The organism is Stenotrophomonas cyclobalanopsidis (assembly GCF_008710035.1).
GTDB classification, from domain to species: Bacteria; Pseudomonadota; Gammaproteobacteria; order Xanthomonadales; family Xanthomonadaceae; genus Stenotrophomonas; species Stenotrophomonas cyclobalanopsidis.
The window spans coordinates 61,282-83,212 of record NZ_VYKI01000006.1; the positions used below are offsets into that span (position 1 = coordinate 61,282).

General features: G+C 67.4%; 21 protein-coding genes. 17 read left to right on the top strand and 4 right to left on the bottom strand.

The window, feature by feature from the left end:
* Positions 1-104 precede the first annotated feature (104 nt).
* Entirely contained in the window at positions 105-1,220 is a 1,116-nt protein-coding gene (locus FJU31_RS06735; RefSeq protein ID WP_150454063.1) for an alkene reductase, read from the top strand.
* Between the two features lie 103 nt (positions 1,221-1,323).
* On the opposite strand, the gene FJU31_RS06740 is transcribed toward FJU31_RS06735, so the two are convergent.
* Positions 1,324-2,220: a mechanosensitive ion channel family protein gene (locus FJU31_RS06740; protein ID WP_150454064.1), complete on the bottom strand. Its 897-nt coding sequence runs from the start codon at positions 2,218-2,220 to the stop codon at positions 1,324-1,326.
* A 149-nt stretch (positions 2,221-2,369) separates the two neighbouring features.
* Complete coding sequence (ppsA, locus tag FJU31_RS06745) at positions 2,370-4,748, bottom strand: phosphoenolpyruvate synthase (protein ID WP_150454065.1); 2,379 nt, start codon at positions 4,746-4,748, stop codon at positions 2,370-2,372.
* A gap of 143 nt (positions 4,749-4,891) precedes the next feature.
* Here ppsA and ppsR point away from each other — a divergent pair, with 143 nt between their 5' ends.
* The 3 genes from ppsR (at position 4,892) to FJU31_RS06760 (ending at position 6,943) form a co-directional block, all read left to right on the top strand.
* A complete protein-coding gene (gene ppsR / locus FJU31_RS06750) occupies positions 4,892-5,713 on the top strand; it encodes a posphoenolpyruvate synthetase regulatory kinase/phosphorylase PpsR (protein ID WP_150454066.1) in 822 nt (273 codons plus the stop codon).
* 186 nt (positions 5,714-5,899) lie between these two features.
* Positions 5,900-6,412, top strand: a complete 513-nt coding sequence (locus FJU31_RS06755; protein WP_150454067.1) for a DUF1249 domain-containing protein — start codon at positions 5,900-5,902, stop codon at positions 6,410-6,412.
* A gap of 42 nt (positions 6,413-6,454) precedes the next feature.
* Positions 6,455-6,943 carry an NUDIX hydrolase gene (locus FJU31_RS06760; protein ID WP_150454068.1) on the top strand — a complete coding sequence of 163 codons (489 nt, stop codon included), beginning with the start codon at positions 6,455-6,457 and terminating at the stop codon, positions 6,941-6,943.
* 202 nt (positions 6,944-7,145) lie between these two features.
* Here the strand turns inward: FJU31_RS06760 and FJU31_RS06765 are convergent, their stop codons facing one another.
* On the bottom strand, positions 7,146-7,796 hold the full coding sequence (locus tag FJU31_RS06765) for a class I SAM-dependent methyltransferase (RefSeq protein ID WP_150454069.1): 651 nt from the start codon (positions 7,794-7,796) through the stop codon (positions 7,146-7,148).
* 345 nt (positions 7,797-8,141) lie between these two features.
* On the opposite strand from FJU31_RS06765, the gene FJU31_RS06770 reads away from it, so the two are divergent.
* The 10 genes from FJU31_RS06770 (at position 8,142) to FJU31_RS06815 (ending at position 18,050) form a co-directional block, all read left to right on the top strand.
* Positions 8,142-8,756 (top strand): CDP-alcohol phosphatidyltransferase family protein, encoded by a 615-nt coding sequence (locus FJU31_RS06770; RefSeq protein WP_150454070.1) that lies wholly within the window; start codon positions 8,142-8,144, stop codon positions 8,754-8,756.
* Positions 8,757-8,778: 22 nt separating this feature from the next.
* On the top strand, positions 8,779-9,846 hold the full coding sequence (gene phaE, locus FJU31_RS06775; protein WP_150454071.1) for a class III poly(R)-hydroxyalkanoic acid synthase subunit PhaE: 1,068 nt from the start codon (positions 8,779-8,781) through the stop codon (positions 9,844-9,846).
* A 6-nt stretch (positions 9,847-9,852) separates the two neighbouring features.
* A complete protein-coding gene (phaC, locus tag FJU31_RS06780; protein ID WP_150454072.1) occupies positions 9,853-10,920 on the top strand; it encodes a class III poly(R)-hydroxyalkanoic acid synthase subunit PhaC in 1,068 nt (355 codons plus the stop codon).
* Between the two features lie 62 nt (positions 10,921-10,982).
* Positions 10,983-11,351, top strand: a complete 369-nt coding sequence (locus tag FJU31_RS06785; protein WP_150454073.1) for a YfeK family protein — start codon at positions 10,983-10,985, stop codon at positions 11,349-11,351.
* A 66-nt stretch (positions 11,352-11,417) separates the two neighbouring features.
* On the top strand, positions 11,418-11,621 hold the full coding sequence (locus FJU31_RS06790) for a PspC domain-containing protein (protein WP_108769168.1): 204 nt from the start codon (positions 11,418-11,420) through the stop codon (positions 11,619-11,621).
* Positions 11,618-12,070 (top strand): hypothetical protein, encoded by a 453-nt coding sequence (locus FJU31_RS06795; protein WP_150454074.1) that lies wholly within the window; start codon positions 11,618-11,620, stop codon positions 12,068-12,070. Before FJU31_RS06790 ends, FJU31_RS06795 begins: the two co-directional genes overlap by 4 nt.
* Before the next feature lie 446 nt (positions 12,071-12,516).
* Positions 12,517-12,732 carry a hypothetical protein gene (locus FJU31_RS06800; RefSeq protein WP_025879252.1) on the top strand — a complete coding sequence of 72 codons (216 nt, stop codon included), beginning with the start codon at positions 12,517-12,519 and terminating at the stop codon, positions 12,730-12,732.
* Between the two features lie 186 nt (positions 12,733-12,918).
* A complete protein-coding gene (locus tag FJU31_RS06805; protein WP_150454075.1) occupies positions 12,919-15,306 on the top strand; it encodes a Tex family protein in 2,388 nt (795 codons plus the stop codon).
* 206 nt (positions 15,307-15,512) lie between these two features.
* A complete protein-coding gene (locus FJU31_RS06810) occupies positions 15,513-17,696 on the top strand; it encodes a PAS domain-containing protein (protein ID WP_150454076.1) in 2,184 nt (727 codons plus the stop codon).
* Positions 17,697-17,798: 102 nt separating this feature from the next.
* Complete coding sequence (locus FJU31_RS06815; RefSeq protein WP_150454077.1) at positions 17,799-18,050, top strand: hypothetical protein; 252 nt, start codon at positions 17,799-17,801, stop codon at positions 18,048-18,050.
* Positions 18,051-18,144: 94 nt separating this feature from the next.
* Here the strand turns inward: FJU31_RS06815 and FJU31_RS06820 are convergent, their stop codons facing one another.
* Positions 18,145-19,233, bottom strand: a complete 1,089-nt coding sequence (locus FJU31_RS06820; RefSeq protein WP_150454078.1) for a DUF5694 domain-containing protein — start codon at positions 19,231-19,233, stop codon at positions 18,145-18,147.
* Positions 19,234-19,398: 165 nt separating this feature from the next.
* Between FJU31_RS06820 and FJU31_RS06825 the strand changes: the two genes are divergently transcribed.
* The 3 genes from FJU31_RS06825 (at position 19,399) to FJU31_RS06830 (ending at position 21,929) form a co-directional block, all read left to right on the top strand.
* On the top strand, positions 19,399-19,674 hold the full coding sequence (locus FJU31_RS06825) for a hypothetical protein (protein WP_150454079.1): 276 nt from the start codon (positions 19,399-19,401) through the stop codon (positions 19,672-19,674).
* A gap of 15 nt (positions 19,675-19,689) precedes the next feature.
* Entirely contained in the window at positions 19,690-19,860 is a 171-nt protein-coding gene (locus FJU31_RS19285) for a hypothetical protein (protein WP_188115464.1), read from the top strand.
* A gap of 245 nt (positions 19,861-20,105) precedes the next feature.
* Complete coding sequence (locus FJU31_RS06830; protein WP_150454080.1) at positions 20,106-21,929, top strand: methyl-accepting chemotaxis protein; 1,824 nt, start codon at positions 20,106-20,108, stop codon at positions 21,927-21,929.
* Positions 21,930-21,931: the final 2 nt, after the last annotated feature.

The following is a 21,931-nucleotide window of genomic DNA, read 5'->3' on the forward strand; positions in this document are numbered from 1 at the left end:
CCCGACCCTTGCCCCCACGGCACAACTGTTTTGCCCATCCGCGCCTGTTGCGGGCCACGGCCGATCCCCATCCTTGCGATCAGTCCCCCGCAAGAGAATGCGCCATGTTGTTCACCCCCCACACCCTGGGCCCGCTGTCGCTGCCCAACCGCATCGTGATGCCGCCGATGACCCGTTCGCGGGCGTCCGCCGGTAACGTCGCCACCGCGCAGATGGCGGAGTACTACGCGCAGCGCGCCGGTGCCGGCCTGATTGTCAGCGAAGGCACCCAGATCAGCCCGCAGGGGCAGGGCTATGCCTGGACCCCGGGCATCCACAGCGAGGAACAGGTGCAGGGCTGGCGGAAAGTGACCGCTGCGGTGCATGTTGCCGGCGGCCGCATCTACGCGCAGCTGTGGCACGTCGGCCGCGTTTCCCATGTGGCCCTTCAGTCCGATGGTGCGGCACCGGTCTCGTCTTCGGCGCTGCTGGCCGAGGGTGTGAAGGTGTTCGTCGACCCGACCGGCGCCGGCCCCGAGGCAGGCGTGGGCGAGATGATCCAGCACTCGATGCCGCGTGCGCTGGCCGAGAGCGAGATTCCGGGCATCATCGCCGACTACGCGCAGGCCACCCGCAATGCGTTGGCTGCAGGCTTTGATGGCGTGGAGCTGCATGGCGCCAATGGCTACCTGATCAACCAGTTCATCGATTCGCAGGCCAACCAGCGCACCGACGGCTACGGTGGCGCACTGCAGAACCGCCTGCGCTTCCTGCGCGAGGTGGTGCAGGCGGTGGTGGCCGTGGCCGGGGGCGAGCGCGTCGGCGTGCGCCTGGCGCCGCTGACCACGCTGCAGGGCGCGGTGGACGACACGCCGCAGGCAACCTATCTGGCCGCGGCGCACCTGCTGGGCGAGCTGGGCGTGGGCTACCTGCACATCGCCGAGGCCGACTGGGAGGATGCGCCGCTGATGCCGGTGGCGTTCAAGCAGGCACTGCGCATGGTCTATCCGGGCACGCTGATCTACGCCGGCAAGTACACCGCCGAGCGCGCCGAGCAGGCACTGGCCGAGGGCTGGGCGGATCTGATCGGTTTCGGGCGGCCGTTCATTGCCAATCCCGACCTGCCGGAGCGGCTGCGGGTGGGCGCGGAATTGAATGCGCCGGATCGCGCGACGTATTTCGGTGGCGGTGCCGCCGGGCTCATCGATTACCCGGCGTTGGAAGAGGCCGCGGAGGCCTGACGCCGATCGGTGGTGGATGCCGGTCGCGCCGGGCCATGCCCGGTGAGCGCACCGCGCGGCACCAACGAACTCCGCCGGGCATGGCCCGGCGCTACCTCGATAATCAGGGCTTGTCGCGCACCAGCGCCTCGCCCTCGACCACGCCGCCGTCCTTGCCATGCAGGTACAGGTGCATGTCCTGCTGCGGGTAGGGGATGTTGATGCCGGCCTTGTCGTAGCCCAGCTTGATCTGTTCCAGCAGGGTGACCTTGGTGCCGAACTGGTCGGCCGACTTCGTGAAGCAGCGGATGCCCAGCTTGATGGCGTGGTCGCCCAGCTCGTACACCACTACGTCCGGCTCGGGCGAGGGCAGGACGCGGCTGTCGGCCTTCATCAGCGCGATAGCGGTTTCACGTGCCAGCTGGATGTTGTCTTCGTAGCCGATGCCGATCACCAGTTCGACGCGGCGCGTCGGTTCGGCGGTGAGGTTGATGATCGGCGCGGCCGTGATCAGCGTGTTGGGGATGGTGGTGTGCTGGTTGTCGGCGCCGGTGATGACGGTCTGGAAGATGCGCACTTCGCGCACGGTGCCGGTCTGCCCGGCCACGGTCACTACATCGCCCACGCGGAACGGACGCAGGGTCACCAGCATCACCCCGGAGGCGATGTTGGAGAGCGAGTCCTTCAGGGCAAGCCCGACGGCCAGGCCGGCGGTGCCGAGCACGGCCAGCAGCGGGGTGATCTGCACGCCTAGCGTGCCGATGGCCAGAACCACCACGATCACCAGCGAGGCAGCGTAGACCACGTTGCGCAGGAAGCTGCCCAGCATCGGGTCCATGCCCATGCGCGAGGTGGCGCGCGGCAGCGCATTTGACAGGCGTCGTGCCACCCACATGCCGACCAGCAGCACGACGATGGCCGCCAGCAACGGGACGCCGTAGGTTTCCAGCAGGCGTTCCCAGTCGAGCGAATGGAACCAGGGCGTGGCGGCGGGAACGGAAGGGACGGCAGCGGCGATCATGCGGGCTCCTTTGCAGCAATGGTCATGGCGTATGCGGACGCCAGAAACAGGCACGCCCCGCAGAGGCGGGGCGTGCATGCAACTGCAGTATGGGCGGACGCCAATGAAAGCGACGTCAGCCCATCAAGGCATCAGCGGCTGCTTTCCAATCAGCTCTGCGCCTTGTGCTTGGCCAGGCGCAGCCAGGTGTCGACCACGGTATCCGGGTTCAACGACAGCGACTCGATGCCTTCCTGCATCAGCCACTCGGCCAGATCCGGGTGGTCGGACGGGCCCTGGCCGCAGATGCCGACGTACTTGCCCTTGGCGCGCGCGGCCTTGATGGCCATCGACAGCAGCTTCTTCACCGCCGGGTTACGCTCGTCGAACAGGTGCGCGACGATGGACGAATCGCGGTCCAGGCCGAGGCTGAGCTGGGTCAGGTCGTTGGAGCCGATCGAGAAGCCGTCGAAGATCTCCAGGAACTCATCGGCGAGCAGTGCGTTGGACGGCACCTCGCACATCATGATGATCTTCAAGCCGTTCTCGCCCTGCTTCAGGCCGTTCTGTTCCAGCACCTCGACGACCTTGCGGCCTTCTTCCAGGGTGCGCACGAACGGAATCATGACCCACAGGTTGTCCAGGCCCATTTCGTTGCGCACGCGCAGCACGGCCTTGCATTCCAGCGCGAAGGCGGCCGAGAAGCTCGGATCGACGTAACGGCTGGCGCCGCGGAAGCCGATCATCGGGTTCTCTTCGTGCGGTTCGTAGTTGCTGCCGCCGACCAGGTTGGCGTATTCGTTGGACTTGAAGTCCGACAGGCGCACGATCACCGGGTTCGGTGCGACCGAGGCGGTGAGGGTGGCGATGCCTTCGGCCAGGCGGTCCACGTAGAAGCTGACCGGATCACCGTAGCCGGCGATCTTCTCGTCGATCTTCTTCCTGGTCGCCGCATCCTGGCGGTCGTATTCCAGCAGCGCGTTCGGGTGGATGCCGATGTGGCTGGCGATGATCATTTCCAGGCGGGCCAGGCCGATGCCGGCGTTCGGCAGCTGGCCGAAGTCGAAGGCACGTTCCGGGTTGGCCACGTTCATCATGATCTTCAGCGGTGCCGGCGGCATGTTGCCCAGATCGGTGGTGGTGCGCTCGAAATCGAGCTTGCCTTCGTAGATGAAGCCGGTATCGCCTTCAGCGCAGCTGACGGTCACCTGCTGGCCATCTTCGATGACCTTGGTGGCGTTGCCCGAACCGACGACGGCCGGCACGCCCAGCTCGCGCGCGATGATCGCGGCGTGGCAGGTGCGACCACCACGGTTGGTAACGATGGCCGAGGCACGCTTCATCACCGGCTCCCAATCGGGGTCGGTCATGTCGGCGATCAGCACGTCGCCTGGCTGCACGCGGTTCATGTCTTCCAGCGTCTTGACCACGCGGGCGGTACCCGAGCCGATCTTGGCGCCGACGGCACGGCCTTCGGCCAGCACGTTGCCGCCCTTTTCAGTCAGCGCGAAGCGCTCGATCTGGGTGGCGTGGCTGCGCGACTTCACCGTCTCCGGGCGGGCCTGCACGATGAACAGCTTGCCGCTGACACCGTCCTTGGCCCACTCGATGTCCATCGGGCGGCCGTAGTGCTTTTCGATGACCAGCGCCTGCTTGGACAGTTCCTGCACGTCCTCGTCGCTGATGGAGAAGGTGCTGCGCAGTTCGGCCGGGGTGTCCTCGATCCTGACGCGCTCGCCGGGGACATCCGAATACACCATGCGGATCGCCTTGCTGCCGAGCGAGCGGCGCAGGATCGCCGGCTTGCCGGCCTGCAGGGTGGGCTTGTAGACGTAGTACTCGTCCGGGTTGACCGCGCCCTGCACGACCATTTCGCCCAGGCCGAAGGACGAGGTGACGAACACCACGTCACGGAAGCCGGACTCGGTGTCCAGGGTGAACAGCACGCCGGAGGAACCGACGCCCGAACGCACCATCAGCTGCACGCCGGCGGACAGGAACACGTCCTCGTGCTTGAAGCCGTGGTGCACGCGATAGGCGATGGCGCGGTCGTTGTACAGCGAGGCGAACACTTCCTTGACCTTGTGCACGACATCGTCGGCACCGGTGACGTTGAGGAAGGTTTCCTGCTGGCCGGCGAAGGACGCATCGGGCAGATCTTCGGCGGTGGCCGAGGAGCGCACCGCAACGGCCACGTCGCCGCCGCCGTTCTCGTCGCACAGCTGCTTGTAGGCGCTGCGGATGTCCTGGTCCAGCTGCGGCTGCAGCGGGGCATCGATCACCCAGGTGCGGATTTCCTTGCCGGCAACGGTCAGCGCGTTGACGTCTTCGACGTCGAGCGTGGCCAGCTTGTCGAAGATGCGCTTGGACAGGTCGTTGTGGGCAATGAAGTCCTTGAAGGCTTCAGCGGTCGTGGCGTAACCGCCGGGGACGGAGACCCCCAGACCGGCAAGGTTGCCGATCATTTCGCCCAGCGACGAATTCTTGCCGCCTACGCGGGCCAGATCGCCCAGACGCAGTTCGTGCAACCACAGGATGTTCTCGTTCAAGCGCGATGCTCCGTTTGGCCATCGCCCGAGGCGGGCTGAATGGCCGCGTCCGTAGGAAGAAGCCGATATGATGCAGGTCGCAGTACCGTCGGCACAAGCTTGTGCTGCAACCATTTTCAGCTTCAGAGGGGTGAAAACCGCGTATGTCGACCATCCGTCCGGTGTTCTACGTTTCCGATGGAACCGGTATCACCGCTGAAACCATTGGGCATAGCCTGCTTACCCAGTTCACCGGGTTCAGCTTCATCACCGATCGGATGTCGTTCATCGACGACCCCGAAAAAGCCAGGGAGGCGTGCGTACGGATCCAGGCGGCGGGGGAGCGGTACCAGGTCCGGCCCATCGTGGTGAACTCCTGCGTGGACCAGAGCCTGAGTCTGATCCTGGCCGAAAGCGGGGCTTTGATGCTGGACGTGTTCGCTCCGTTCATCGAGCCGCTGGAGCGCGAGCTGTCCAGCCCGCGCCTGGCCCGGGTTGGCCAGGCGCACGGCATGGTGGACTTCGAGACCTACCACCGCCGCATCAACGCGATGAACTTCGCCTTGACCCACGACGACGGCATCGCGGTGAACTACGACGATGCGGACGTGATCCTGGTCGCGGTGTCGCGCGCCGGCAAGACGCCCACCTGCATCTACCTGGCCCTGCACTACGGGGTGCGCGCGGCCAACTACCCGCTGACCGACGAGGATCTGGAGAGCGACCGCCTGCCACCGCGGCTGAGGAACTATCGTCGAAAGCTGTTCGGCCTGACCATCGATCCGGACCGCCTGCAGCAGATCCGCCAGGAGCGCCGCCCGAACTCGCGCTACGCCAATCTGGATACCTGCAAGCGCGAGGTGGCCGCGGCCGAGGTGATGTTCCAGATGGAGCGGATCCCGACGCTGAGCACCACCCATACCTCGATCGAGGAGATTTCCAGCAAGGTGCTGGGCACGCTGGGGCTTCAGCGCGAGATGTATTGACTGCCCCCCTGTAGAGCCGAGCCCACGCTCGGCTGATCTTCGGCCAGACTCCGGCGGCCCAGCCGAGCGTGGGCTCGGCTCTACAGGCATGAGCGCTGTCGGCGGGTTGGCGGCGGTTGAACGCCCCCCCCTTTGGCCGGGCCCATGCAGCCCCCACGTTGTATGGCCAACGTGTAGGATCGACCCATGGCCCACGCCTCGCCCCGCACCGAACGCATTCCCCGCCTGAGCCGGCTCAGCTGGCTGATGGGCCTGTATGCCGAGAATTACCGGCATCTGGTGCGCCTGTTCGCCCCGGCCGAACTGCCTGCCGGCAGCTACGTCTCCTCGGTCGGCGACGGCCTGGATGTGCGCCTGGACGTCATCGAGTGCCACCGCTACACGGTGGAGCTGCGCCTGACCTATGACCTGGCCGACCCGGTGACCGGCGAGCCGGACCCCTCGGCCTATGTGCGCCTGTACCGTGACGCCCGCCAGGCCGAGACGACCCACTGCTATGTGGGCCGCCGCTGGCAGGACACCATGGGCCTGTACCCGCCGCCGGCCGAGCTGATCAGCCACCGCATGCGGATGAACACCTTCCTCGGCAAGTGGCTGGAATACCTGGCCGAACGCGGCCACGGCGTGGCCACCCTGCGCCGCGACCCGGAGGGCAGCGTCGCGCTGCCGGCCGAGCGTGGCCTGTCGCTGGTGCGCTGATCGGCCATAATCGGGGGCTGACCTGCAGCTGGATGCACGCCCATGCCGTATACCCCGATCGTCGCCACCCTGGGCTATGTGCTCTCCCCCGATCGTCGCCAGGTGCTGATGATCCACCGCAACACCCGCCCCGGTGACCACCACCTGGGCAAGTACAACGGCTTGGGCGGCAAGGTTGAACCGACCGAGGACGTGGCCTCGGGCATGCGCCGCGAGATCGCCGAGGAAGCGGGCATCGACTGCACGGCCATGCGCCTGCGCGGCACCATCAGCTGGCCGGGCTTCGGCAAGGATGGTGAGGACTGGTTCGGCTTCGTGTTCGTCATCGACAGTTTCGAAGGCAGCCCGCATGGCGGCAACCACGAGGGCACCCTGGAATGGGTGGACGTGGACAAGCTGGACACGCTGCCGATGTGGGAGGGCGACCGCAACTTCCTGCCGCTGGTGTTCGATGCCGACCCGCGGCCGTTCCACGGGGTGATGCCGTACCGGGACGGGCGCATGCAGAGCTGGGCGTTCAGCCGGTTCTGAGGCCACTGTGGCGCCGCTGTGCTCGCCGGGCATGGCCCGGCGCTACCGATACAGCTGTCTCCGGGTAGCGCCGGGCCATGCCCGGCGGATTGTCGGCCCGCGCCCAATAGGTAGCGCCGGGCCATGTCCGGTGGATTGTCGGCCCGCTTCCTCCAGGTAGCGCCGGGCCGTGCCCGGCGGATTGTCGGCCCGCCAGGGTCGCTCAGCGCCGGTGCGCCAGCAGCAGGTGGAAATGCTTGTCGCGTGACTGCCCGTCGTTGCCGGTGGCCGTCTCCCGGTGACTGCGCCAGGCCGAGACGTTGAAGCCGGACACCCGCAGCGCCAGCTCCACCGCATCGAGTTCATGCAGCTGGAAATCGGCCGCGAACGGCAGGCTGCGCATGAAGCCTGCATCGCCGAAGGCCAGGCACAGGCGGCCGCCGCGGCAGAGCACGCGCGCCAGTTCGTCCAGCACCGGTGCCAGGTTAGGCCAGAAATACAGCGTGTTGACCGCCAGTGCGGCGTCCACCGAGGCATCGGCCACCGGCAGCGCGTGGGCATCGCCGTGGCGCAGGGCGGCACGATCGGCCAGGCCGGCGCCGGCCAGATGCTGGTTGCCGGCGTCGACCATCGCCGTGGACAGCTCGATGCCCAGGTAGCGGCTGCCATCCGCCTGCAGCAGCAGAGGCGCGAACGCCGCATTGCCCGGCCCGATCTCCAGCACCTGTTCGCCCGGCGCCACTGCCAGCAGGGTGATGGCGGCGCGGTTGAGCTCGCCGTTGCTGCGGTTCATCGATTCGCCTACGGCCAGTGCGGCCTCGCCGTGGGGGTGCCGCAACTGCGCGGCCAGGGTGCGTGCGTCCAGCATCGACAACGTCCATGAAGAAGGAATCGGACGTGGCGTCGGCGGGTCCGCCGGTGACCATAGCGCCAGGTCGGTGGATTGGGAAGTAGGAAAACCCCGCGTCAAGGTGATCAGTAAATGGCCAGCGTCGCAGTCTCTGAGACCAGGTTGTCCACAGGGGGTGTGGATTACGCGTGGGCAACTTTGTGGATAAGCCGCGACAGGCTCCACCCCCCTAGGCTGTCAAGATGGGTGGCGAAAAATTCACCGCCGATGATGAGGGGTGACGGACGGGTGAAGGCCGGCCGATGCCAACGCTGTCACCGGCAGCGGCGCTCGCGGTACCCTGTCTGCCTTGATGCCCCGTGAGACCCCATGAAACGTCATTTCTCGATGCTGCGTGAGTTCCAACTGGCGGACTGGTTCACCCTGGCCAACGCCTTCTGCGGCACCGGGGCCGTGTTTGCCGCCATGCGCTTCCTGCAGGACGGCGAGCGCGGCTACCTGATGTTCGGCATGGCGCTGATCCCGCTGGCCTTCATCTTCGACGCCCTCGACGGCCGCATCGCGCGCTGGCGCAAGTCCAGTTCCACCCTGGGTCGCGAGCTCGATTCGCTGTCGGATGTGATCTCCTTCGGCGTGGCGCCGGCGGCGCTGGCCTACGCCTGCGGCATGCAGGGCGGCTGGGACTGGCTGGTGCTGAGCTACTTTGTCTGCTGCGGCGTCAGCCGCCTGGCCCGCTACAACGTCACCGCCGAGGCGATGTCCGGCGACGAGGGCAAGGTCAAGTACTTCGAGGGCACGCCCATTCCGACCAGCCTGGCGCTGGTGATCGTGCTGGCCGTTGCCGCCGGCACCGATGCCATCGGGCATGACCTCTGGTTCGGCCAGTGGCAGCTCGGCCCGTGGCAGCTGCACCCGATGGTGCTGCTGTTCGCCCTGTCCGGCTCGCTGATGATCAGCAAGACCCTGCACATTCCCAAGCCATGACCCAGCCCAGCGGAGGCCCGCGATGACCAGCTCGGCCCATGACGCCGGCAGCAGCGATTTCGAGAACCTGTCGCGCCAGTACTTCGGCGCCTGGGGCGATGCCCTGCGCCATGCCGCTACGCCGGGGGCACCGGCCGGCGACGACCCGGGCAGCTGGCAGCGCCTGTTCGACTGGTGGGGCCAGCTGCTGCCCGAACAGGGGCAGGGCGCGCCGGAAGACGCGCTGCGCCGCTTCCGCGAGCAGGCCGGCAGCTGGTACGGTACGATGCAGGAAGTGGCCGCGCGCTTCGCCGGCCGCGATGCCAGCAGCGCCGACGTGGCCCAGGCCTGGCGCGAAGCCGTGCAGGGGCAGGGCGACGGCATGCTGCAGTGGATGCTGCAGGGCGCACGTGGCAGCACCCAGGCCGGTGCCGCGCTGCCCGAGTTCGCCGCATGGCTGCAGCAGTGGCAGGTGCAGGCCGGCCCCTGGCTGCAGAGCCCGGCCTTCGGCCCCGGCCGTGAGCACCAGGCGCGCTGGCAGACCCTGCTGCGCGCCCAGGAGGAATACCAGCAGCATTCGCGCGCCTACGTGGACCAGATCAAGCAGGCGCTGGAAGAGGCCTTCGATCTGTTCGAAAAGCGCCTGGCCGAGCACGAGCAGCCGGGCAGCCAGCTGACCAGTGCACGGGCGATGTTCGACCTGTGGATCGAGGTGGCCGAAGAGGCCTACGCCAAGGTCGCCCTGTCCGAGGCGTTCCAGCAGGTGTACGCCTCGCTGGGCAACGCACAGATGCGCCTGCGTGCCGGCCTGCAGCGCGAGGTCGAGCAGGTGAGCGAGCGCATCGGCCTGCCCACGCGCAGCGAGATGGATGCCGCCCACCGCCGCATCGCCGAGCTGGAGCGCGGCCTGCGCCGCCTGCAGGCGCAGGTGGCCGTGCTGGCCGGGACCGCCGCGGTCGACCCGGTGGCACAGCCCGCGCCGGCCAGGGTGAAGCCGGCTGCACGCAAGCCGGCGAAGAAATCCGCTGCGCCCAAGCCGCCTGCCAGGAAGGCGGCAACAAAGAAGACGCCGGCGAAGCCCGCCGCACGCCGCACCACTGCGCGGAAGTAACGACCGATGAAAGGACCGCTGGGCTTCAACGCCGATGACCTGATGCAGGAAACCCTGGCCATGCAGCGCAAGCTGATGGAAGGGCTGAAGCTGCTGCCGCAGGTGGAGGACGTGAACTATGGCGCCACCGTCCGCGAGGAAGTCTGGCGCGACGGCAAGGTGGTGCTGTACCGCTTCGTGGGCGAGCAGGCGCCGACCCGCAGGCCGCCGCTGCTGATCGTCTACGCGCTGGTGAACCGGCCGTACATGGTCGACCTGCAGGCCGACCGTTCGCTGGTGCAGAAGCTGCTGGCGCTGGGCCAGGACGTGTACGTGCTGGACTGGGGCTACCCGGACCGCTCCGAGCGCTTCCAGACCCTGGAGGACTACCTGCTGCGCTACATCGATGGCGCGGTGGATGCCCTGTGTGCGCGCAGCGGTGGGCCTGTGGACATGCTGGGTATCTGCCAGGGCGGCGTGTTCGCGCTGTGCTATGCCGCGCTGCGCCGGCAGAAGCTGGGCAACCTGATCACCATGGTCACCCCGGTCGATTTTCACACCGCCGACAACATGCTCTCGCACTGGGCACGGCAGGTGGACGTGGACCTGCTGGTGGACACGCTGGGCAACATCCCGGCCGACCTGATGAATGCCAGCTACCTGATGCTCAAGCCGTTCCGCCTGAACGTGCAGAAGTACGTGGGCCTGCTCGACATCCTCGACGACAAGGCGGCGCTGGAGGATTTCCTGCGCATGGAGAAGTGGATCTTCGATTCGCCGGACCTGTCGGGCGAGGCGTTCCGTGACTTCATCAAGCAGTTCTATCAGGGCAATGGGCTGGTGAACGGCACGGTGCGGATCGGCGAGGAAGCGGTCGACCTGTCGCAGGTGACGCTGCCGGTTCTGAACATCTACGCCGAGCAGGACCATTTGGTGCCGCCGGACGCCTCGCGCGCGATGCGCGGGCGCCTGGGTACCGACGACTACACCGAGTCGAGTTTCCGCTGTGGCCACATCGGTATCTACGTCTCCGGCCGCGCGCAGCGCGAAGTGCCGGCGACGATCAATGGCTGGCTGAAGACCCGCGACCCGTAGAGTCGAGCTTGCTCGACTGCCCCTGTAGAGTCGAGCCACGCTCGACTATTGCTGAGATACAGATGGCATCACGACATCTACTGATCCTCGCCGCACTGCTGGCAGCGCCATCCGCCCACGCTGCCCCCGGCCCGCAGGCGCAGCGCGAGATCGCGCAGCTGATCGGCAGCCTCGATGGCTCGCAGTGCCGGTTCCAGCGCAACGGCAGCTGGCATGACGCGGCCGAGGCGCGTGCGCACCTGCAGCGCAAGTACGACTACCTGCTGAAAAAGGACAAGGTCGACAGCGCCGAGCAGTTCATCGAGCGCGCCGCCAGCCAGAGCAGCATGAGCGGCAAGCCCTACCGCATCCAGTGCCCGGGACAGGCTGAACAGACCGCCGCCGCCTGGTTCGGCACCCGCCTGCAGGCGCTGCGCCAACGCACGCCGTAGACATGCCGCCGGTGTAGAGTCGAGCTTGCTCGACTGCTTCTTGCCCGTAACCCAGGAGGTGCCCCTATGAACACCACGCCACGCACGCTGTCGCGTTCGTTGAACGATCGGATGATCGCCGGCGTGATGGGCGGCATTGCCCATCGCTTCGGCTGGAACCCCACCCTGGTGCGGATTCTGTTCGTGCTGGTGTCGATCGGTTCGGCCGCTTTCCCCGGCATCCTGGTCTACCTGCTCCTGTGGCTGCTGATCCCGAACGAGGCCGATTGAACGCGACCCTGCGGCCTTGGCCGGTCTGGCTGCGCGCGCTGCAGGTGCTGGGCGCGGCCTGGACCCTGCCCAATACGCTGATCGGCGTGATTGGCGGGCTGGTCGGCCTGCTGGGCGGCGCGAAGCTGCGCTGGAGCGGCCGCGATTGTGCGCTCATCTTCGACCACTGGCCGTGGGGGCCGGGCGGGGCGATCACCCTGGGCAACGTGATCCTGCACACCGGCCACGACCTGGGCATGTCCTGCCGGACCTACGCGCACCAGGCGGGGTGGGCCGTGGAGCCGCTGATCAGGCTGGATGACCATGAGCGGGCGCACGTGTACCAGTACCTGGTGCTGGGGCCGCTGTACCTGCCGGTGTACCTGCTGTGCGGGGGCGTGAGTGCGCGTAACCCGTTCGAGCGGGCGGCGGATCATTACGCCCGGTTCGGGCGTGGCTGGTGGCCGTAGTTTCCAGCCAACGGCGCAGCCACGGAAAAGAAAAGGAACAGCAGAAGCGGGTCGCGCGCTGCGCTTGCTCGTGTAGAGCCGAGCCTGCGCTCGGCTTGCTTTTCTCCCTGCGAAAAGCAGCCGAGCGTGGGCTCGGCTCTACAAAAAGCGGTCGGCCAGCCGTGGGCTCGGCTCTACAAAAAGCGGTCGGCCAGGCTGTTTCTTTTCCAGGGGTACCCGCGACCCTCTTGGGGCCGCGCCGTTGGCTGGAACTCCCCGTTTGTTAGTCGGAGGTTAACGATCCGTAAGCGTTCTGCAGTGATCGGGCAGTCATCTGCATGCAACCGATCGTCATTAGCCTTCGTGACGTTCCAGTCAGCTTGATCGCGGTAAGCTCTATCCCGATGAGCTCGCAAGTACCGCTCATCGTGTGCAGTACGCAGTAGCAATCTGGAGGAAGACATCACATGGCAATCGTTCTCTATGTCGGTGGTAGCAAGGATGGCGAGAAGGGCGTGGTGCCCTACGGCTTCAGCAAATCCCGCGCCGACACCGCGCTGGGGCCGGAGTTCTACACCGAGCGGTTCATGGAACTGCAGGGTGTCGGCAAGGTCCGGTTGATGGCCCTGGAAAGCCTGCGCGACGACATCGTCATGCAGCGCGCCGCCCGCCACTACCGTTGACCCCGTAACACGCGGCAGGGCGCGCCCACCATCGCGCCCGCGCCGGCATCCCAGCCCCCCTCGCCAGGATGCCGGCGTCCCGACCGGCCACCGGAGGCTGAATCCCGCTCCCTGTCAACGCCTTGTCCCGCTTGGTCTTGGGTTGCCAGAATGGGCCCTCCCGTAATGCGGCCCAGACCTGAAGAAATGCACGACGCCAAGAACGCCCAGAGCGCGCTCGCCCAGCAGATCGCCCAGACCATCGCCGAGGAAATCGGTGCCCAGTCCGCCCAGGTACGTGCCGCCGTCGGCCTGCTCGACGAGGGCGCCAGCGTTCCGTTCATCGCCCGCTACCGCAAGGAAGTCACCGGTGGCCTGGACGACACCCAGCTGCGCAACCTGGAAACCCGCCTGACCTACCTGCGCGAGCTGGAAGACCGCCGCGCAGCCGTGCTGGCCAGCATCGGCGAGCAGGGCAAGCTGAGCGCCGAACTGCGCAACGACATCCTCGCCGCCGGTACCAAGAGCCGGCTGGAAGATCTGTACCTGCCGTACAAGCCCAAGCGCCGCACCCGCGCGCAGATCGCCCGCGAGGCCGGGCTGGAGCCGCTGGCCGATGGCCTGCTGGTCGACCCGACGCAGGATCCGCAGGTGTTCGCGGCCACCTTCGTCGACACCGACAAGGGCGTGGCCGATACCAAGGCTGCGCTGGAAGGCGCCCGCGCGATCCTGATGGAGCGCTGGGGCGAAGATGCCGCGCTGGTGGGCGAACTGCGCACCTGGCTGGGCGAAACCGGCGTCATCCGCGCCCGCGTGGCCGAGGGCAAGGAAAACGAAGGCGCCAAGTACCGCGACTATTTCGAGCACGCCGAGTCGCTGGCGAAGATTCCTTCGCACCGCCTGCTGGCGCTGTTCCGCGCGCGCCGCGAAGAGATCCTGTTCCTGGAACTGGACCCGGGCAGCGATGCCGAGGCCGGCCACCAGTACGCCGAAGGGCGCGTGGCGCGCAAGGCCGGCATCTCCGACCAGGGCCGCGTCGCCGATCGCTGGCTGCTCGATGCCTGCCGCCTGACCTGGCGTGCCAAGCTGCATACGCACCTGCTGCTGGACCTGTTCAACCAGGCGCGTGAGAAGGCCGAGGCCGACGCGATTGCGGTGTTCGGCGACAACCTCAAGGACCTGCTGCTGGCCGCACCTGCCGGGCCGAAGACCGTGCTGGGACTGGACCCGGGCATCCGCACCGGCTGCAAGATCGCCGTGGTCGATGCCACCGGCAAGCTGGTGGCGACCGAGACCATCTATCCGCACGAGCCGCGCCGGCAGTGGGATCAGTCGCTGCAGACGATCAAGCAGCTGTGTGCGAAGCACGACGTCGAGCTGATCGCGATCGGCAACGGCACCGCCAGCCGGGAGACCGACAAGCTGGCCGGCGAGGCGATCAAGGCCGCCGGCAACCCGAAGCTGCAGAAGGTGGTGGTCAGCGAAGCCGGTGCCTCGGTGTACTCGGCGTCCGAATTCGCGGCCAAGGAGTTCCCTGGCCTGGACGTGTCGCTGCGCGGCGCGGTGTCGATTGCCCGCCGCCTGCAGGACCCGCTGGCCGAACTGGTGAAGATCGAACCGAAGGCGATCGGCGTCGGCCAGTACCAGCACGACGTGGACCAGTACCGCCTGGCGCGGGCGCTGGATGCGCGCGTGGAGGACTGCGTGAACGCCGTCGGCGTGTACGTCAACACCGCGTCGGCCGCGCTGCTGTCGCGCGTGTCCGGCCTGTCATCCACGGTGGCCGAGAACATCGTGCGCCACCGCGATGACAACGGCCCGTTCAAGCGCCGCAAGGACCTACTGAAGGTGGCGCGGCTGGGCGAGAAGACGTTCGAGCAGTGCGCCGGCTTCCTGCGCATCGCCGATGGCGACCAGCCGCTGGATGCCTCGGCCGTGCACCCGGAAGCCTATCCGGTGGTCGAGCGCATCGTCGCCAGCACCGCGCGGCCGATCAAGGCGCTGATCGGTGATGGCAGCTTCCTCCGAGGCCTGCAGGCCGAACAGTTCACCGACGCGACCTTCGGCGTGCCGACCGTGCGCGACATCCTCAAGGAACTGGAAAAGCCGGGCCGCGATCCCCGTCCGGAATTCAAGGCCGCGCGCTTCGCCGAGGGCGTCGAGGACATCAAGGACCTGCGCGAAGGCATGGTGCTGGAAGGCGTGGTCAGCAACGTGGCGGCCTTCGGTGCGTTCGTCGACATCGGCGTGCACCAGGACGGGCTCATCCACATCTCGGCGCTCTCGGACACCTTCGTCAAGGATCCGCGCGACGTGGTCAAGGCCGGCGACATCGTCAAGGTGAAGGTGCTGGAGGTGGACGTGCCGCGCAAGCGCATCGCCCTGACCCGGCGCCTGGACGACACCCCCGGCCAGGCCACCAGCCGGCCCGGCCAGCGCGAGGAGCGCGGCCAGGGGCAGGGGCCGCGCCGCGATGCCGGCGGTCCGCACCGTGGCCAGAGCCGCGGGCAGGGCACGGGCGCCCGTCCGACGCAGTCGGCGCCACCGGCCAACAACGCCCTGGCCGACGCCTTCGCCCGCGCCAAGCGCAGCTGAGTCCGGCACCCCTCCAGGCGCTGGCCTGCGAGGGGGACTTGTCGAGGTTCCCCCGCAGTGCGCACACTTGCGCCCAAGGGGGGCCATCGGGCCGTCCCGTCGTCGCCGGGGAGGGCCGTGGCGCCAATCGTTCCCGCCAGCATCCATGAGGGCTGCCGCCTTGCGCTGCGGCCCGCGCGCGCCTGCGTGCAGGGCAGGGAGGGCTGATGGGCAGCCCCGGCAACCACGAAGACAACCTGGTCGAGCGGCGCCTGGTGGAGCTGGCCGAAGACCGCCGCCGCCTGGCGATGATCATCGAAGGCACCGCAGCGGGCACCTGGGAATGGAACGTGCAGACCGGCCAGATGCGCATCAACGCGCGCTGGGCCGAGATCGTCGGCTATCGCCAGGAAGAGCTGGAGCCGGTGAACCAGGATACGTTCCAGGCGCTGGTCCATCCTGATGACCTGGCCCGTTCCGATGCCGCGCTGGAGGAGCACTTCCGCGGGCACACCGACCACTATGCCTGCCTGCTGCGCATGCGCCACAAGGACGGCCGCTGGATCTGGATCCACGACCGCGGGCGCGTGTTCGAGCGGGACGGGCAGGGGCGCCCGGTATGGATGGCCGGCGCCCACGACGACGTGACCGAGCTGCAGCAGGCCCGGCAGGACGCGGCGGAAATGCGCCAGCGGCTGCAGGCGCTGGTCGATGCATCCGACGAAGTGGCGGTGATGGCCACTGACCCGCAGGGCATGATCACCCTGTTCAACAGCGGCGCCGAGCGCCTGCTGGGCTATACGGCCGATGACGTGGTGGGCCGGGTCGATCCGGGCATTTTCCACGAGCCCGACGAAATCGCCGCGTTCCTGGCGCCGCTGGCCGATGCCGAAGGACGCCTGCCGACCGTCTTCCAGGCGCTGGCGGCGCAGGCCCAGGGCCGCACGTTCTCGCGGCAGTGGACTTTCCTGCGCAAGGATGGCCAGCGCCGCCAGGTGCGCCTGTCGATCAGCCGCATGGACGGTGCCGACGGCCAGCGCATCGGCTACGTTGGCATGGCCATCGACATCACCGAGATGCAGCAGGCGCGTGCCGATGCGCGGCTGGCTGCGGACAAGTTCGCCGGTGCGTTCACCTCGGCAGCGCTGGGCATGGCCCTGGTCTCGCTGGAAGGGCGCTGGCTGGACGTCAACAATGCGCTGTGCCGCATCCTCGGCTACCCGCGCGAAGAGCTGCTGCAGGTGGATTTCCAGCGCCTCACCCATCCGGCGGACCTGCAGACCGATCTGGCGCTGGTGCAGGACCTGCTGGCTGGCAGGCGCAATTACTACCACCTGGAAAAGCGCTACCTCAACCGCGATGGCAACACCATCTGGGCGCGCCTGTCGGTTTCGCTGGTGCGCAACGAGCGCGGAGAGCCGCTGCATTTCGTGTCGCAGATCCAGGACGTCACCGCCCAGCGCAGCAGCGAGCAGCGCCTGTACGAAACCGAGCAGCGCAGCCGCATCACCCTGGATGCGGTGGCCGACCTGGTCCTGAGCGTGACCCTGGAAGGACGTATCGAGTACGCCAACGCTGCGGCCGTGCGCATCCTGGCGGGTGACAACGCGCTGGCCCTGGCCGGCCACAACGTGCAGGACGTGCTGTCGCTGACCACCGAATACGCGCCCGGCTCGGTGCTGGATGTGGCCGTGCTGCTGGACCCGGACAGCAACGCAGTGGACCTGCATGCCGACCTGCTGATGCGGGTGGGCGCGGCCGCGGTGCCGGTGGACCTGACCCGCGCCTGGCTGCGCGACGACGAGGGCAATGTGCGCGGCGCAGTGTGGGTGTTGCGCGACGATACCCAACAGCGCGCCCGCGAGCGCGAGGCACGCCATCTGGCCGAGATCGATCCCTTGACCGAACTGGGCAACCGGCGGGGTTTCGAGGCGCACCTGCAGCAGGCGATCACCCGCGTGGAGCGTACCGGCCAGGCGGCCTCGCTGATGTTCATCGACCTGGACCGGTTCAAGCCCATCAACGATACCTGGGGCCATCTGGCTGGCGATGCCGTGTTGTGGGCGGTGGCCAGCGTGCTCCGCCATGGCGTGCGCGATTCGGACATCGTGGCGCGGCTGGGCGGCGACGAATTCGCGGTGATCCTGCCCGGCTGTGGCCCGCGCCGGGCCGCGCGCATCGGCTGCGAACTGCTGCAGACCCTGGGCGCGCTGTCCATTCCGTGGGACATGGCGCGGCTACGCGTCGGCGCCAGCATCGGCATCGCGCCGCTGGAGGCGGGCATGACGGTGGACGAGGCGGTGGCTTCGGCCGATGCCCAGTGCTACCGGGCCAAGGCCATGGGCCGCAACAACGTGCAGGTGCAGGGCGAGCTGGGTGAACTGCGCGGCGAGGACAACGACGCGGGCTGAACCGGTGCGTACCGCAAGAGGCTTGATACGGTCTCAACCTGTGAGAGGGCGGGGCGGAACAATCGCCCCATCGCCCCATCGCCACCTCGACAGGGAGTTGCCATGAGCCGTTGGAACACACAGATCGTCGGTGCCTACGCGCCCGCCTGCATTGGCTGGCTGCTGGCGCTGGCCGGTGGCCTGCGCCTGGAGCAGCTTCGCCTCGATCCCTTGGCGCAGTCGCTGGTGCCGGTCCTGCAGTGGGGCGTGGCCAGCGCACTACTGGCCACCCTGGGCTGCATCATCGGCGCCAGCGCGGTGCTGTGGCGCAATGGACGGCGCCTGGGCTGCGCGTGTTCGTCTCGCCCCCGTTGATGGTCAAGACGTTCGGCCCGTAGAGTCGAGCTTGCTCGACTGCTGTCGGCCAGAATCAGTCGAGCAAGCTCGACTCTACGGACAGCGTGGCGACTCAACGCAGTACCGGCTCCGCATCCACCAGCCGCACGTCATGCATCTGGTCGAGGTAGGCCTCGTAGTAGCCTTTGTGCGAGGCACCGACAATGGCGAGCAATCGTGTGCCCGGATGCTGCCCAAGCACGTCGCGGATGTTGGCAACCATGCGCAGGTTGCGGGTTTCCCAGTAGCCGAGGTAACTGCGCCCGAATGCCTCGGCGGAGGGGTCCTGCAGCGCAGCGCCGAAGTCTGCACGGTAGGCAAGTTCAGCCCATTCGGGGCGGTTGTAGGCGCGATACAGGGCAAGAACCCCATCTGACGCGGCAAGCGCCGCATACAGCGGCGTGTCAACGCCCTTCATCGCCTGCACATAGGGGTTGTCCCAGACGGCTTCCAACGCTTTGCGGCTGGCGTCGATCTGTTCCGGCGGCGTGGGTGAATCGGCCGTGTGGTCATCCACCGCCCACAGCCGGTCATGTCCCAGCCGCGCGGCAAGCACGGCAGCAAGCTGGTACGTTTCCTGCCGGCGCGCCCCATGCGCGCTAAGGGTCTGTACCAGAGCGGGCGTCAGCCCATCGCCAGCGTGCCGCTCCGATGCCTGAAGGCGAAGCCACTGTACCTGCGCAGAGCCGGGTTCGCCCGCTGCAAGCAGGATGGCAGCAAGATGGCGTCGTTGTGAGGGCGTTGCATCCTTTGGCAACGCTGCCAGCAAACGCTCTGCTTCGCCGCTTGCGACGGGGACATCCATGCCGGTGGCCGCCTGTGCCGCCGTGGTATCGAAGCAGTAGGTCTGCGCGGTTTCCGCGTAGCGCAGCGGATTGCGGCGCATGAAGTCGCATTGCGTTCCAGACAGGTTCTCTGTGGCGATGGCGTCAGGCATCCAGGCCGCCAATCGCTCAAGCAGGGGCTGCAGCTGCGCCGGTTCGAAGGTCTTCGGCAACTGCGAAAGGTGTGGCGTAGCGAGAACCAGGACGTCATTCAAGCGGCCGGCAGGCGGTCCCTTGTGCTCGCCAGGATGGAAGCTGGGTCGGTAGGGCGCATCGGCGGCGCCGGCGGCGGCACTGCACAGGCTCAGCAACAGAACACAGGCACGACGCTTGAACATGGGCTTCTCCTTACAATGGATGCATCCGTGATGACGATGATGCTGCACGCAGCGCCGCGCGATGTAATCCCTCGTTGGTCATTGCAACCTTCTGGGCGCTGCATGCATCGCAGCCAGGCGGGGCATGGGTAACAATGAACCTCGCAACCTGGAACGAACAACGACATGGATGCTGCACTCCCCATCGTGACCATCGCCGCACTGCTTGGTGCGATCGTCGGCTTTGTCGGGCCGCTGGGCTGGCGCTGGCAGCTGCTGCGGCTGTCGCCGGCGCTGCTGCTGCCGGTGGCCCTGCATGTTCTGCAGAGCAACTCATGGGGCATGGGGGGCGGCGGCATCTGGGTGGCCGCAGCACTGGCGGTCTTCGTGGGCAGTCTCGGCTACCTGCCGGCGGTGCTGGCCATTGCCGTGCTGCGCTGGATGGTGTGGCGTCAACGTTGACCGCGGAGGAACACGATGCTGGTAAGAGTAGGAAATCTCGACGAAGCCCTGCAGGTGCTGCAGGGCGTGGGCGAGCTGGGCCAGGGGCGCACGCACGCGACCTGCATGCAACGCCTGGCCGGCCGTCGCCACCTGGTGCTGGCAGGCGAGCAGGGCGGAAGACGCGATGGCTGCAAATGCCCCTAAAGGCCGCGACCTGCGTGCCGATAACCTGACTGGATCCCGCTCCTGTCCCTTGCGGCTGGACTACAGGCTGCCCCCGACGGGTGGCCCGCGCTGTGTGTACCGCAGTCCGCAGTCCGCAGTCCAGAGCTTCACGCGCACAACGAACAAGGACGCTTCCCCTGCGCGTCCGCAAGTCCAGGCAATTGATGGCCCCGTCGGGCGTCCGCCCGCCGGATTGCAGTTCATTGGACTCCGAGGAACCCACGATGCTGATGCCAGGCTTCACGGCGGGTGAGCAGACACCAACCGACCCACACTCCCGTTATTCGCCCTGGCGCGTGTTGCTGGCCGCGCTGGGCGGCCACCGCACCACCACCGATCTGTCCGCGCAGGACCGCCGTCAGAATGAGCTGGCCGCGCAGGTGGCCGCGCTGCATCGCGTGCAGGCGGTCATCGAATTCGCCCTGGATGGCACCATCCTGCAGGCCAACGACAACTTCCTGCAGGCGGTGGGCTATCGGCTGGACGAGATCCAGAGCCAGCACCACTCCCTGTTCGTCGATCCCGACCATGCAAGCAGTGCGGAGTACCGCGAGTTCTGGGCGCGGCTGGCGCGCGGCGAGTTCGACGCCGGCCAGTACCGGCGCTTCGGCAAGGGTGGGCGCGAGATCTGGATCCAGGCCTCGTACAACCCGGTGCTGGATTGCCAGGGGCGGCCGTACAAAGTGGTGAAGTTCGCCACCGACATCACCGCGCAGAAGCTGCAGGCCGCTGATTCGGCGGGCCAGCTGGCGGCGATCGACAAGTCGCAGGCGGTCATCGAGTTCAGCCTGGATGGACGCATCCTGTCGGCCAACGCCAACTTCCTGGCTGCCACCGGCTACACGCTGGACGAGGTCCGCGGCCAGCACCATTCGCTGTTCGTCGAACCCGACCATCGCGGGAGTGCCGAATACCGGCAGTTCTGGGAAAAACTGGGCCGTGGCGAGTACGACGCCGGCCAGTACCGGCGACTGGGCAAGGGCGGGCGCGAGGTCTGGATCCAGGCGTCCTACAACCCGATCCTCGACATGAACGGCCGGCCATTCAAGGTGGTGAAGTACGCGACCGACATCACTGCCCAGGTACACGAGAACCTGGCCACCCAACGCGCCGTCGCGCAGACCCGCGAAGTGGTCGCGGCGGCAAAACAGGGCGACCTGACCCACCATGTGGACATGACCGACAAGCGCGGCCCCATCGCCGAGCTGTGCGAGGGCGTCAACGCGCTGGTGGAGGCGATGGCGGGCATCCTCGGCCAGATCAAGTTCGCCGCCGACACCATTGCGGTGGGCGCGAGCGAGATCTCGCAGGGCAACAGCGATCTGTCCCAGCGTACCGAGCAGCAGGCGGCCTCGCTGGAAGAAACGGCGGTGTCGATGAAGGGCCTGGCCGACACCGTGCAGCGCACCGCCACCCACGCACGCCAGGCCAGCGAACTGGCCGGCGGCGCGGCGGACGTAGCGGCGCGTGGTGGCACCGTGGTGCATGACGTGGTCTCGACCATGGCGGTGATCAACGCCTCCTCGCGCCGGATCGTCGACATCATCGGGGTGATCGACGGCATTGCCTTCCAGACCAACATCCTCGCGTTGAACGCGGCGGTGGAAGCGGCGCGCGCCGGCCAGCATGGTCGTGGTTTTGCCGTGGTGGCCACCGAGATACGCGAGCTGTCGCAGCGTTCGGCCAGCGCGGCCAAGGAAATCAAGCAGCTCATCGACGCATCGGTGGCCAATGTCGGCGCCGGCACCGCGCAGGTGGAAAGTGCCGGGCGCACCATGGATGAGATCGTGCGCGATGTGCGCGGGGTCAGCGACCTGATGACCCAGATCAGCATAGCGGCCCAGCAGCAGAGCGATGACATCCAGCAGATGAACCAGGCCGTGGACCTGATCGACAAGGGTACGCAGCAGAACGCGGCACTGGTGGAAGAGGCCTCGGCGGCGGCACGCAGCATGGAGGAACAGTCCGCGCAGCTGCTGCAGACCGTAGCCGGGTTCCGGGTGGATGCGGGGCAGGGCATGCACGCACCGATGCTGCGGGTGGTCTGATC

Excerpts from the sequence above, each read along its gene's own strand:
- FJU31_RS06790 (WP_108769168.1), top strand. The coding sequence starts at position 11,418 with ATGAACACCACGCCACGCACGCTGTCGCGTTCGTTGAACGATCGGATG.
- FJU31_RS06755 (WP_150454067.1), top strand. The coding sequence starts at position 5,900 with ATGGCCCACGCCTCGCCCCGCACCGAACGCATTCCCCGCCTGAGCCGG.
- FJU31_RS06760 (WP_150454068.1), top strand. The coding sequence starts at position 6,455 with ATGCCGTATACCCCGATCGTCGCCACCCTGGGCTATGTGCTCTCCCCC.
- FJU31_RS06810 (WP_150454076.1), top strand. The coding sequence starts at position 15,513 with ATGGGCAGCCCCGGCAACCACGAAGACAACCTGGTCGAGCGGCGCCTG.
- FJU31_RS06825 (WP_150454079.1), top strand. The coding sequence starts at position 19,399 with ATGGATGCTGCACTCCCCATCGTGACCATCGCCGCACTGCTTGGTGCG.
- phaC (WP_150454072.1), top strand. The coding sequence starts at position 9,853 with ATGAAAGGACCGCTGGGCTTCAACGCCGATGACCTGATGCAGGAAACC.
- FJU31_RS06805 (WP_150454075.1), top strand. The coding sequence starts at position 12,919 with ATGCACGACGCCAAGAACGCCCAGAGCGCGCTCGCCCAGCAGATCGCC.
- FJU31_RS06830 (WP_150454080.1), top strand. The coding sequence starts at position 20,106 with ATGCTGATGCCAGGCTTCACGGCGGGTGAGCAGACACCAACCGACCCA.
- FJU31_RS06815 (WP_150454077.1), top strand. The coding sequence starts at position 17,799 with ATGAGCCGTTGGAACACACAGATCGTCGGTGCCTACGCGCCCGCCTGC.
- FJU31_RS19285 (WP_188115464.1), top strand. The coding sequence starts at position 19,690 with ATGCTGGTAAGAGTAGGAAATCTCGACGAAGCCCTGCAGGTGCTGCAG.
- phaE (WP_150454071.1), top strand. The coding sequence starts at position 8,779 with ATGACCAGCTCGGCCCATGACGCCGGCAGCAGCGATTTCGAGAACCTG.
- FJU31_RS06820 (WP_150454078.1), bottom strand. The coding sequence starts at position 19,233 with ATGTTCAAGCGTCGTGCCTGTGTTCTGTTGCTGAGCCTGTGCAGTGCC.
- ppsR (WP_150454066.1), top strand. The coding sequence starts at position 4,892 with ATGTCGACCATCCGTCCGGTGTTCTACGTTTCCGATGGAACCGGTATC.
- FJU31_RS06800 (WP_025879252.1), top strand. The coding sequence starts at position 12,517 with ATGGCAATCGTTCTCTATGTCGGTGGTAGCAAGGATGGCGAGAAGGGC.
- FJU31_RS06770 (WP_150454070.1), top strand. The coding sequence starts at position 8,142 with ATGAAACGTCATTTCTCGATGCTGCGTGAGTTCCAACTGGCGGACTGG.
- FJU31_RS06735 (WP_150454063.1), top strand. The coding sequence starts at position 105 with ATGTTGTTCACCCCCCACACCCTGGGCCCGCTGTCGCTGCCCAACCGC.
- FJU31_RS06740 (WP_150454064.1), bottom strand. The coding sequence starts at position 2,220 with ATGATCGCCGCTGCCGTCCCTTCCGTTCCCGCCGCCACGCCCTGGTTC.
- FJU31_RS06785 (WP_150454073.1), top strand. The coding sequence starts at position 10,983 with ATGGCATCACGACATCTACTGATCCTCGCCGCACTGCTGGCAGCGCCA.